11 protein-coding genes are annotated in these 10,757 nt (G+C 74.1%); 6 read left to right on the top strand and 5 right to left on the bottom strand.

The window, feature by feature from the left end; translation table 11 throughout:
- The first annotated feature begins 114 nt into the window (after window positions 1–114).
- A complete protein-coding gene (locus HTZ82_RS30095) occupies window positions 115–1,212 on the top strand; it encodes an enolase C-terminal domain-like protein (protein ID WP_175412561.1) in 1,098 nt (365 codons plus the stop codon).
- Between the two features lie 31 nt (window positions 1,213–1,243).
- Here HTZ82_RS30095 and HTZ82_RS30090 read toward each other — a convergent pair whose 3' ends face one another.
- Window positions 1,244–1,699 carry a DUF2267 domain-containing protein gene (locus HTZ82_RS30090; protein ID WP_175412560.1) on the bottom strand — a complete coding sequence of 152 codons (456 nt, stop codon included), beginning with the start codon at window positions 1,697–1,699 and terminating at the stop codon, window positions 1,244–1,246.
- A 137-nt stretch (window positions 1,700–1,836) separates the two neighbouring features.
- On the opposite strand from HTZ82_RS30090, the gene HTZ82_RS30085 reads away from it, so the two are divergent.
- Window positions 1,837–2,502 (top strand): dienelactone hydrolase family protein, encoded by a 666-nt coding sequence (locus HTZ82_RS30085; RefSeq protein WP_375540878.1) that lies wholly within the window; start codon window positions 1,837–1,839, stop codon window positions 2,500–2,502.
- A 28-nt stretch (window positions 2,503–2,530) separates the two neighbouring features.
- Window positions 2,531–3,226, top strand: coding sequence for a phosphoribosyltransferase (locus HTZ82_RS30080; RefSeq protein WP_175412564.1), 696 nt, complete (start codon window positions 2,531–2,533; stop codon window positions 3,224–3,226).
- 30 nt (window positions 3,227–3,256) lie between these two features.
- Here the strand turns inward: HTZ82_RS30080 and HTZ82_RS30075 are convergent, their stop codons facing one another.
- Entirely contained in the window at window positions 3,257–4,141 is an 885-nt protein-coding gene (locus tag HTZ82_RS30075; protein ID WP_309235780.1) for a metallophosphoesterase, read from the bottom strand.
- A 106-nt stretch (window positions 4,142–4,247) separates the two neighbouring features.
- Here HTZ82_RS30075 and HTZ82_RS30070 point away from each other — a divergent pair, with 106 nt between their 5' ends.
- Window positions 4,248–4,928: a 4'-phosphopantetheinyl transferase gene (locus tag HTZ82_RS30070; protein ID WP_175412557.1), complete on the top strand. Its 681-nt coding sequence runs from the start codon at window positions 4,248–4,250 to the stop codon at window positions 4,926–4,928.
- 39 nt (window positions 4,929–4,967) lie between these two features.
- On the opposite strand, the gene HTZ82_RS30065 is transcribed toward HTZ82_RS30070, so the two are convergent.
- Together HTZ82_RS30065 and HTZ82_RS30060 are read right to left on the bottom strand one after the other, a co-directional pair.
- Window positions 4,968–6,293 carry a phytase gene (locus tag HTZ82_RS30065; protein WP_309235779.1) on the bottom strand — a complete coding sequence of 442 codons (1,326 nt, stop codon included), beginning with the start codon at window positions 6,291–6,293 and terminating at the stop codon, window positions 4,968–4,970.
- Between the two features lie 253 nt (window positions 6,294–6,546).
- Complete coding sequence (locus tag HTZ82_RS30060; RefSeq protein WP_254712213.1) at window positions 6,547–7,143, bottom strand: L,D-transpeptidase; 597 nt, start codon at window positions 7,141–7,143, stop codon at window positions 6,547–6,549.
- 295 nt (window positions 7,144–7,438) lie between these two features.
- Between HTZ82_RS30060 and HTZ82_RS30055 the strand changes: the two genes are divergently transcribed.
- Both HTZ82_RS30055 and HTZ82_RS30050 read left to right on the top strand, forming a co-directional pair.
- On the top strand, window positions 7,439–8,584 hold the full coding sequence (locus HTZ82_RS30055) for a sensor histidine kinase (protein WP_175412556.1): 1,146 nt from the start codon (window positions 7,439–7,441) through the stop codon (window positions 8,582–8,584).
- Window positions 8,577–9,896 (top strand): hypothetical protein, encoded by a 1,320-nt coding sequence (locus HTZ82_RS30050; RefSeq protein ID WP_175412555.1) that lies wholly within the window; start codon window positions 8,577–8,579, stop codon window positions 9,894–9,896. The genes HTZ82_RS30055 and HTZ82_RS30050 overlap by 8 nt, the downstream gene beginning before the upstream one ends.
- Here HTZ82_RS30050 and HTZ82_RS30045 read toward each other — a convergent pair.
- A complete protein-coding gene (locus HTZ82_RS30045) occupies window positions 9,863–10,519 on the bottom strand; it encodes a response regulator transcription factor (protein WP_175412554.1) in 657 nt (218 codons plus the stop codon). The genes HTZ82_RS30050 and HTZ82_RS30045 overlap by 34 nt on opposite strands.
- Window positions 10,520–10,757 lie beyond the last annotated feature (238 nt).

The following is a 10,757-nucleotide window of genomic DNA, read 5'->3' as shown; positions in this document are numbered from 1 at the left end:
GCCCCTTCCCGAATCGGGGGCTCTGCCCCCGAACCCCCGCTCCTCAAACGCCGGAGGGGCTGAAATGTGGGGGTTCGGGGGCGGAGCCCCCGAACCACGTCAGGAGCTCGCACCGTGAAGATCGCCTCGTTCCGTACCCGTGTCGTCCGCGCCCCCTACCGCCGCCCCTTCGCCATCAGCAGCGGTACGAGCCCGGAGCTGGTCAGCCTGGTCGTGGAGGTCCGTACCGACGACGGCCTGTGGGGCTTCGGCGAGGCGTCGCCCATGACCGCGTACACGGGCGAGACGCTCGCCGGGCTGACCGCGGCGGTCACCGAGCATGTCGGCCCCGCGCTCGTCGGCCGCGACCCGCGCGACCTCGCGGGCGCGCACACCGCGATGGACGCGGCGATCCGGGGGCAGCACCTGGCCAAGGCCGCGCTGGACCTGGCGCTGCACGACCTGGCGGCGCGGGCGGTCGGCTGGCCGGTCCAGCTGCTGCTGGGCGGGGGCAGGACCGGCGCACGGGTGCCCACGACGTGGGTGGTCGGCCTGGGCACGCTGGAGGAGACGGCGGACGAGGCGGCGCGCTACGCGCGGCTCGGCTTCCCGCACGTCAAGCTGAAGGGCGGTACGGACCCGGAGCGTGACGTGGCGCTGGTGACGGCGGTGCGGAAGGCGGTTCCCGAGTCGGTCGAGCTGTCGCTGGACGCCAACGAGGGCTACGCGCCCGGGGACGCGGCGCGCACGGTGGGCCGCCTCGCGGACGCCGGACTCGACGTGATCGAGCAGCCGCTGCCCCGCTGGGACCTGGACGGGCTCGCGGCCCTGCGCGGCCGGGCGGACGGGGTGCGGGTGATGGCGGACGAGTCGCTCCAGTCGCCGCACGACGCGCTGGAGATCGTACGGCGGGGCGCGGCCGACGTGCTGAACATCAAGATCCTGAAGGTGGGCGGCCTGCACCGGGCCCGCCAGGTCGCGGCGCTCGCGGAGGCCGCCGGCCTGGCGGTGAAGATCGGCACGATGCCGGAGCTGGGCGTCGCCACGCTCGCGGCGGCCCACCTGTCGGCGGCGCTGCCGCACGCCACGGTGCCGCCGGACCTGGTGGGTCCGCTGCTGGTGACGGAGGACCCGCTGGCCCCGGCGGCCTTCGCGGCCACGGCGCGGACCGGGTACGTGGACCTGCCGGAGACGCCGGGTCTGGGCCACGCGCTCGCGCCCGCGGCGGGGTGATCGAAGACGTACCTCGCTCAGGGGACGGGGCTCAGCGCCGGCCGCCCCCTCCCCTTGCCGCTCCGCCTGCGCCGGGGTAGCTGTTGCCGGAGCTGCCCGCGAAGAGGCTCTCGGCCAGGTCGTGGTCCAGGGACTGGCGGACCTTCTCCGTCAGGGAGCCCCCGGTGGCCTCGCTGACGACCTCCATGACGCAGCGCGCCTCGTGGGCGGCCTTCGCGGTGTTGGCCTGGGCGCGGGTGGCGACCCGTTCGAAGAACTCGCGGTTGCTCATGTGCATCCCGGTGGCCGGCTGGTCGGGGGCCGTGGCCACCCGGCGCAGGTTCTCACCGACCTCCCGTGGGAGCTGGGCCGCGAGCTTGTCCGCGAGGCCGGCGGGTACGCGCTCGGCGAGCGTTTCGAGCGTGGCGCGCGTCGCCGTCTCGGCGGCTCCTCTGCTGTCCAGGTGGGCGCGGTGCTGGACCTGCCCGATGAACGTGTCGTGATCCATGACGTCTCCCGTACGTGAGGACGGTTTCTTCGCTGCCGCGTCCCCGGTACCCCGTGGGAGCGCCCCCTCACGTTTGCCGCCACGGACGGGGGCACCCGTTTCGGTGGGGAGTGAGTGGTGAGGAGGGAGTTCTCGTGATTCTCGAAGAGGTCGTTCTGCCGGCGGCCGACGGCTCTGCGCTCCACGGTGACCTGGCACTGCCCACGTCGGGGCGGGTCCTGGTGGTGTTCGCGCACGGCAGCGGCAGCTCGCGGCACAGTCCGCGCAACCGCGCGGTGGCCGGGGCGCTGCAGCAGGCGGGGCTGGGGACACTGCTGCTGGATCTGCTCACGGAGCGTGAGGAGCACAGGGACCTGCTGACGGCGGAGCACCGGTTCGACATCGATCTGCTCGCGTCGCGGGTGACGGCGGCGATCGACTGGCTCGCGGCCGAGCCGGCGACGGAGCGCCTGGTCATCGGCCTGTTCGGCGCGAGCACGGGCGCGGCGGCGGCCCTGCGGGCGGCCGCGGACAGGCCCGTACGGGTGCAGTCGGTGGTGTCGCGGGGCGGCCGCCCGGACCTGGCCGGTGACGCTCTGGCGCGGGTCTCGGCACCGGTCCTGCTGATCGTCGGGGGCGCGGATCCGGAGGTGCTGCGGCTGAACCGGGAGGCCGCGGAGCAGCTCCGCGTGCCGCACCGGGTGGAGGTGGTCCCGGGGGCGACGCATCTGTTCGAGGAGCCGGGCGCGCTGGACCATGTGGCCCGCGCGGCCCGGGCGTGGTTCCGGCGGCCGGGCGACGACGCCTTCGACGAGGAGCGGTGACAGCCTCGCGTACGAGGAGGTGGCTGTGATGGAGGGTGCGGCCGAGGCCCGGTTCGAGGACCGGCGGCAGGCGGGGCGGCTGCTCGCCGAGCGGCTGCGTGACCTGTCGGGCCGGCAGGAGTGGTTCGACCCGGTGGTGCTGGCCCTGCCGCGCGGCGGCGTGCCGGTCGCGGCGGAGGTCGCGAAGGCGCTGGACGCGCCGCTGGACGTGCTGGTGGCGCGGAAGATCGGTCTGCCCGGCCAGCCGGAGGTCGGCATCGGGGCGATCGCCGGGGATGCGCCGCCGGTGTACGACGAGCAGGTGGTGCGAATGCTCGGCATCACGGTGGACGAGCTGGGCGCCGACGTCGCGCGGGAGCGCAACGAGGTGCACCGCCGCGTCGCCCTCTACCGCGGCCGCCGCCCGGCACCGGACCTGCGGGGCCGTACGGTCGTCCTGGTCGACGACGGCCTGGCGACCGGGGTGACGGCCCGCGCGGCGATCCGGCTGATACGGGACGAGGAACCCGCCCGGCTGGTGCTGGCCGTCCCGGTGGGCGACCGGCACGCGGTCGCCGAGCTGCGCCCGGAGACCGACGACCTGGTCTGCCTGTCCGAGCCGGAGGACTTCCGCATGGTGGGCCGCTGGTACGACGACTTCGAGCAGGTGACGGACGACGAGGTCGTGGAATTCCTGGCCGCGCTGTCGCCTCCGGAACGCCTGCGCCCGACGCGCCACCACTGAGGAGCGAGCGGACGGCCGCGTGAGCGAGGGTCAGTCGGCCGCCGGGACGGCACGCCGACCGGCCGGCGCCGTCCCGCCCTCGTCCCGTGGGAGCGGAAGGATCTGGCGCAGGGGCTCGCGGGGCGGCCGGGGCCGCCACTCGCGCGGGTAGCCGATGGAGACCTCCTCGAAGCGGACGCCGTCGCGCCAGATGACGCGCGGGATGTGGAGGTGGCCGTAGACGACGGAGACGGCGTGGAAGCGCAGGTGCCAGTCGGCGGTGAGTTCGGTGCCGCACCACTGGGCGAAGTCGGGGTAGCGCAGGACGCGGGTCGGCTCGCGGGTCAGCGGGAAGTGGTTGACGAGGACGGTCCGCCGGTCGGGTCCGAGTGCGGAGAGCCGCCGCTCGGTCTCCGCGACCCGGGCGTGGCACCAGGCGTCCGCTCCCGGGTACGGGTCGGTGTGCAGGTGGTACTCGTCGGTGGCCACCACCCCCGCCTCGTACGCGCGGCGCAGCGACTCCTCCTTGGTCGTGGCGCCGGGCACGCGGAACGTGTAGTCGTACAGCACGAACAGCGGCGCGACCGTGACGGGCCCGCCGTCCCCCTCCCACACCGGGTACGGGTCCTCGGGCGTGACGACGCCGAGGCCGCGGCACAGCTCGACGAGGCGCGCGTACCGCTGCTCGCCGCGCAGGTCCACCGGGTCGCCGGGGGGCGTCCACAGCTCGTGGTTGCCGGGCGCCCAGACGACCTTGGCGAACCGCCGGCTCAGCAGCTCCAGCGCCCAGGCGACGTCCGCGTACCTCTCCGCGACGTCACCGGCGACGATCAGCCAGTCCTCGTCCGACCCGGGCCGCAGCCGCTCCACGACGGCACGGTTCTCCTTGTGCGCGACGTGCAGATCACTGACGGCGAGCAGTCTGCCGTTCCCCACGATGCCCTCCCCCTGAGCCGGTACGCCCCATCCTGCCCCACGGCCCCGCCCGAACACACGGACATCGGCGGAACACGCCGCCGGTGCGGTGGGTAGGCTGCGGCGAATGATGCAGACGCTCGTGCCGCCGACGGTGCGGTGGGCCCACTCCTTCACCGAGCGGGCCGACATAGAACTGTTCCCGCAGGAGCTGGCCGCCGTCGCGCAGGCGGTCCACAAGCGGCGGGCCGAGTTCACGACGGTCCGGGCCTGCGCCCGGGACGCCATGGCGGCACTCGGCCTCCCGCCCGTACCGCTGGTGCCCGGTGAGCGTGGCGCCCCGACGTGGCCGGACGGTGTGGTCGGCAGCATGACGCACTGCGCCGGCTACCACGCCGCCGTCGTGGCGCGGGCCGGTGACGTCGCGACGCTCGGCATCGACGCGGAGCCGCACGGTCCGCTGCCCGACGGCGTCCTGGAGGCCATCGCCCGCCCGGAGGACCTGACGGCCCTGGAGGCGCTGCCGACGTCGGACGGGATCGCCTGGGACCGGATCCTGTTCAGCGCCAAGGAGTCCGTGTACAAGGCGTGGTTCCCGGTGGCGCGGACGTGGCTGAACTTCGAGGACGCGGCCGTGACCCTGCGCCCGGACGGCACGTTCACGGCCCGCATCCTCATCCCGGGCCCCACGCTGCTGGGCCGTCCGCTGACCGGGTTCTCGGGCCGGTGGGCCGCCGACGAGGACCACGTCCTGACGGCGATAGTGGTGGAGCGGGAGCGGGAGCGGGAGCTGCCCCCGGCCCCGTAAAGGATCAGTCGGCGGATCGGTCGGCGGATCAGCGGCGGATCAGTCGGGGTCGCGCGGGTCGAAGGACCCGGTGTCGACGGTCAGCTCCTCGGGGAAGGCTCGGGCGACGTCCTGCCACGCCGTGAACTTGAAGTCGGTGGCCTCCCGGTCGCCGTCGGCGGGGGTCGCCTCGCCGTCGTGGGTGACGAGCAGCCCCTGGGGGAAGGCCTGTCCGAGGGGCACGTTGACGACGGTGGACCCGTCGGAGTGCTGCACGCCGTCGACGGAGGCCCCGTCGGCGACGGCGAAGGACCCGACGTACGCGTTGCGCCCCTCCCGCTCGTACACGGCGAAGGTGTCGTCGCCCTGGCTGGAGGCGATGACGTACCCTTCCCCGTCCCCGGCGTGATAGACGGTGACACCTTCCGCGTCGGCGCTCAGCCGCGTACCGCCGAAGCCGGGGTCATGGGCGTGGTCGAGCACGCACTCCTCCTCATCGGGCTCGTACGACCAGGGGATCCCGTACTCGCGGACGCGATCGACCAGCCGGGGCTTCCCGAACTCCTCGTCGTCGAGGTCGATGCGCCACAGCCCGACGGTCTCCTGGGCCGCGTACAGCACGCGCCTCTCCTGGTCGACGGCCATGCCCTCGACCTGCGGCCGCTCACCGGGGTCGGCGCACGGGGTCCAGCGGGTGCCGTCGGGGAGGGTGAAGGTGTCGGGCAGGTCGAGCGTGTCCTCGGCCTTGTACCCGACGCGCCCGCCCCGGTCCTCCAGCTCCAGCAGCCGCAGCCGTGTCTCCTCCCGCTGCGACACGACCACGTACGCGTCGTCGCCGTCGCTGAACGCGGTGAGCCCGTACGCGGTCCGCTGCTCGTCCACGTCGGCCTCGTTCGCGGCGAACACGGGCGCGACGTCGGGCGCGGTGACGTCCCTGAGCGGCGGCCGCCCGGCGGCGAGTGCGCCGGGATCGATGGCGTAGGCCCGGACCCGGTCCCGTCCCCGGTCGCTCACGACGGCCAGATCGGTCTTCCGCCCCCCGAGCTCGAACCCGTACACGACGTCGACGTTGTTGAACCGCCCCGCGGCGGCCCCCGCCCCCGGGGCGGCCGGCGCGTCGATGTGCTGCACGCGTGCGCCGTCCAGCCCGTACACGTCGAGCCCGGCTTCCTTGAGCGTCCCGATCACGAGACTGCGCCCGGGATTCCGGGGGTCGACCCATACGGCCGGGTCATCTGCGTCGGCGTTGCCGCCCGCCTCGTCGTCGTACACGGCGGGCGTCTCGGCACGGGCGGCGACGGAGACCGGCTGCGCGGCGGGAGCGCCGGTGATGAGCAGCAGCGTGGCGGCGGCGGCAGCGGCAGCGGTCAGTGCGGTAGTACTCACGACACTCCTCGGTAGGCCTACGGACCGCCATGACCGTAGGGGCGCCGCATGAACCGGGTACCAAGCCCGGGCGAAGTTCTGATGATCCGTCACTTCATCTGGCTCCGGCCGATGGAGGCGGCATGCGGAGGGGCGGAAGGGCCGGACGGGCGGAAGGGCCGTGCCGGATCTCTCCGGCACGGCCCCCTCGTCCCGCACGGCCCGCTGTGCTCCCCCGTGGGTCGCGCGAGTCGCCCCCCGTGTCAGGCCGGTCTCAGCTGACGACCTTGAGGGTCTTCGGCCAGCCCTTCGAACCGGCCGTCGAGAAGAGGTTCTTGATGTCCGCCGGCTTCAGCTTGATGCAGCCGAGGGACTTGTAGTCGCGGTCCCCGTCCCAGCGCCAGGGCGAGTCGGCGCCCTTCTTGGGGCCCTGCTTGCCGTTCTTCTGCATCTCGCTGTGGATGAACAGGTCGGTGCGCTGGGTCTTCTTGCCCGCGCACCACTTGTTCTCCAGCTTGATCACGTACCCCTTGATCGCGCTGCCGTTGTAGGACGTCGAGCGGAACTCGATGTCGTACGTGCCGTTGGGCAGCCAGCCCGCGTTCGAGGCGCACGCGTTCTTGCTGCCGTTGCCCGAGCCGGCGCGCCAGCTCGCCACGCTCGTGTCGGCCTTGCCCTTGCTCCCCTTCTTCATCAGGTACAGCCGCGACTTGGTCGGGTCGCTCTGGTTCTTGTCGAACTTGAGGTAGTACGGCGTCGGCTTGGCCTTCGCGGCCTGGGCCGGCTGTGCGGTCGTGATGGCCATGCCGCCGAGCAGCACCGTGGTCAGCATGAGCGGCGCGACGCGGGTGCGCAGCGTGCGTGTGGTCATCTGTCGGTCCCCGTTTCTCTCGCGGTGATCCGGGGGGTGTGGGTGCCCCTGTGGTCGCAGGGTGAGCGGCCGGACGTACCTGCCCACCCCCGCACAGGCAAGCACGTCCGGGCAGCTCCGGCGGCGGGCGTTCCGCTCGGTTCGCCCGGCCGGCGATGCGTGAGGGACGTTACCGGCCGGGGGTGCGGTGCGGTGTCGGTCGTTCGACCCACACGTTGCGTGGAAACCGTCTTCTCCGCGAGCGGCGTCCCCTGGATGATGTGCCTTCGGTGGTCGTGCGGACGAACGGCGGTTCATGGGGCCCACGGAAAGGGAGTTCGCAGAATTCCTGCGGCGGTACGTGCCGCGGTTCCGGGTGGTGATCGTGTGCTCGTGCGCGGTGCTCGCGGTGCCCGCGATGCCGGTGGCGGACATGGCGGTGGCGGGTGTGGTCGCGGCGGTCGCGATCGGGTGGAGCCTGCTGCACCTGGCCTGGTTGAGGGCGGGCGCACGCCCGGGCGCGCTGGTGGCGGCCGATCTCGCGGTCATGACGGGGCTGTGTCTCAGCCAGGTGCTGACCGTTCCCGCCACGCAGCCCTCGCACGGCAGCACGTGGATCCTGGTGGTCGTCAGCTTCGTGGCCGTCGGCTACCAGCTGACCCACCCGACGCTCACCGGTGCCCTGGCGGCCGTGTACCTGGCCACCGCCGATCTGGCCGGTGTCGTCCTGGCCGGGGTCGTCCGGGAACGGCCGGACGCCTGGGCGGCGGCGCTGCCCAACATCGGCTGGCTGCTGGTCCAGGCGGCCCTCTCGCGCGGCCTGTACGTGGTGGTGCACCGGCGCGGCCGTGCGGCGGACGCGGCGGCTGCGGAGGCGGCCCGTGCCCGGCGGGCCGCGCGGGTGGCCGAGACGCGGCGGGCGGCGGAGCGGACGCACCTGGCGACGCTGCACGACACGGCGTGCGCCACGCTGCTGATGGCGTCCCTGCCCGGCGCCTCGATCCCGCCCGACGTGGTGCGGAGGCAGTCGGCGAGGGACCTGCGCCGGCTGTCGGGCGGCGAGGAGCCGGCCGGGCAGGCGGATCTGGTGGAGGAGCTGAGGCTCGAACTGCTGCGGCACCCGGTCCGGGCCGAGGTGCGGCGCGACGGCGGTGACGGGCCGGTGCCGCTGTGGCGGCCGGCCGTGGTGGCCCTGCGGGACAGCTGCGGCGAGGCGTTGCGCAATGTGGCACGGCACGCGGGCGTGGACGAGGCGCGGATCACGGTCGCCCGGCGGGGTGACGTGACGGTGGTGACGATCGACGACCGAGGCCGGGGCTTCGACGTGGCGGCGGTCCCTGAGCACCGACACGGCTTGTCGCGGTCGATCGTGGAGCGGATGCGTGCGGCCGGCGGCCGCGCCGAGGTGACGTCCCGGCCGGGTCTGGGCACGCGGGTACGGCTGGAGTGGCCCCGTGCGTGAACGCTCGCCGGATCGCCCGCGCGCCCCGGAACACCTGCGCGAGCGACTGCCCGAAGCACGGCGCGAACCGCTGACCGAACCGGGGCTCGCCCCCCTCCCCGAACCCCTCCCCGAACCCCTCCGCGAGCCGCTGACCGAGCAGATCTCCGACCGGCTGCGGGGCGGTGCGCGGCTCGCCACAGTCGGCATCCTCGCCGCCGTACATGTCGGCCTGGCGCTCCCGGCGTTGTCGAGCCGGCTGTCCGACTACCGGCGGCCGTGGCTGCAGCTCACCGCGTTCGGCCTGCTGACCCTGGTCCTGGCCGTCCTGGTGGTGAGCACGGCTCTGGAGACGACCCGCCGGCGGAAGGGCAGGTCCGCCCCACGCGGGCCGTCGCCGTGGCCGTACGTGGGGGCCGGGTGCACGCTCCTCGCGTCGGCGGCCGCGACCTGCGAACTGCCGGGCGCCCACTTCCTCAGTACGTGGCACTGGTCGTTCCTGGAGGCCGGCTGGTTCGGTGTCGTCCTGCTGATGGACCGGCCGCTCGCGGCCACCTGGGCGTTCCTGGGCGGGCATCTCGCCGCCATGTTCGTGCTGTTGGTGCTCGACGGGGTGCCGGCGCGGCAGGAGGCGGCGGGCATGGCGGTGAGCGCCGTGGCCGTGTGCGGGTTCCAGGTGGCCATGGCGGTCGGGGCGCGGCTGCTGCGGGACTGCGCGAGGTCGGCGGGCACGGCGCTGCGCGAACAGGAGCGGCTGCTCACGGAGGCGGCGGTGGCCGAGCAGCTGCACCGGGACCAGCGGGAGCGCTACCGGGCCCTGAGCGCGACGGTGTTCCCGCTGCTCGCGGGGCTGGCCGAGGGGTCGCTCGACCCACGGGACGACGACGTGCGGCGCCGGTGCGCGCTGGAGGCGGCCAAGCTGCGGCGGCTGTTCGCCGAGAACGACTACGCCGCCGACCCCCTGGTCCACGAGCTGCGCGCCGGCATCGACGTGGCCGAGCGCAACGGCGTCGGCGTGCAGCTCGCCGTCCGGGGCGCCCCCGCCGAGCTGCCGCGCGGCCTGCGCCGGGCGCTGATCGAGCCGGTGCTGGCCGCGCTGGCGGCGGCGAACGGTACGGCGAGGGCGACCGTGGTGCGCGGCGGCGGGCGCGTACGCGTCGGGGTGGTCGTCGACGGGCCCGCGGCGGGCATCCCGGTGACGGGGACGGACGAGGTGCGGGTGCGGACCGTGAGCGGTGAGGGACGGCTGTGGGTGGAGGCGGCGTGCGCGACGGCGCCGGCGGGCGGTACGGCCGGCGCTCAGAGTTCGTCGAGGGAGACCAGCCCGTCCTGAACGGCTCGCGCGACGAGGTTGGCCTTGGTCGTCGCGGGCCGCCCGGCGTTGGCGTACTTGATCCGGACCCGGTCGAGGTACGTGTTCACGGTCCGTACGGAAAGGCCCAGGCTCTCCGCGACCATGGCCTTGGACTCCGACTGGAACCACTCCAGCAGCACGTCCACCTCGCGGGGCGCCAGCACGGGACGCCCACGCCGCGTGTCACTGCCGAAGGCGCCCGCGAGCGCGGGCGGGGTGTACGGCACGCCCTCGGCCGCCGCCAGCGTCGCGGCGACCAGGTGGCGTTCCCCCTCGGCCTTGGTGAGATACGTGAAGGCCCCCAGGTCGAGGCAGGTCAGTGCCGCCTCCTGACTGTCCTTCATGGTGTAGACGATGACCTGCCGCTGCCGGGCGACCAGTCGCTTCAGCTCCGGGTACGCGGGTCCGGCCTCGGACAGCTGGAGATCGAGCACGACGACGTCCGCGTCTGCGCCGGGCCCGGTCAGCGCGACGGACACGTCCTGCCCCTTGGCGAGCACCGTGATGGGGTGGCCGGACGCGGCGTACCAGTACTCGATCCCGGCGAGCACCACGGGATGGTCGTCCACCAGCGCCACTCCGACCGACCGTCCGCTCCGCATACCGCTCCCCCTCCCGCCCCGCGCGCTCCCCGCGCGAGGACCCCACACCGCACCGGCCTCCAGGATGCACGGGCCGGGACGGCGCGGGGGGCGGATCACCGGGCACGAGGCACACCGGGCCCGGGGCCCGGACCGGGCGGTCGGCCTTCCAAGGTCCGTTGCTGCACACAAACAACTTGCACCTCGCTCGACACCTGATCTAAGTTGCCCCGGCGTCATCAAGCCCGTCGGTCGCGTG

Origin of the sequence: Streptomyces sp. TRM64462 (assembly GCF_013362995.1) — a bacterium.
Taxonomy (GTDB): Bacteria; Actinomycetota; Actinomycetes; order Streptomycetales; family Streptomycetaceae; genus Streptomyces.
The sequence above is the reverse complement of the archived record's forward strand: the minus strand, read 5'-3'. Positions and strand labels throughout refer to the sequence as shown.

Excerpts from the sequence above, each read along its gene's own strand:
- HTZ82_RS30090 (WP_175412560.1), bottom strand. The coding sequence starts at position 1,699 with ATGGATCACGACACGTTCATCGGGCAGGTCCAGCACCGCGCCCACCTG.
- HTZ82_RS30080 (WP_175412564.1), top strand. The coding sequence starts at position 2,531 with ATGGAGGGTGCGGCCGAGGCCCGGTTCGAGGACCGGCGGCAGGCGGGG.
- HTZ82_RS30070 (WP_175412557.1), top strand. The coding sequence starts at position 4,248 with ATGATGCAGACGCTCGTGCCGCCGACGGTGCGGTGGGCCCACTCCTTC.
- HTZ82_RS30060 (WP_254712213.1), bottom strand. The coding sequence starts at position 7,143 with ATGACCACACGCACGCTGCGCACCCGCGTCGCGCCGCTCATGCTGACC.
- HTZ82_RS30055 (WP_175412556.1), top strand. The coding sequence starts at position 7,439 with ATGGGGCCCACGGAAAGGGAGTTCGCAGAATTCCTGCGGCGGTACGTG.
- HTZ82_RS30045 (WP_175412554.1), bottom strand. The coding sequence starts at position 10,519 with ATGCGGAGCGGACGGTCGGTCGGAGTGGCGCTGGTGGACGACCATCCC.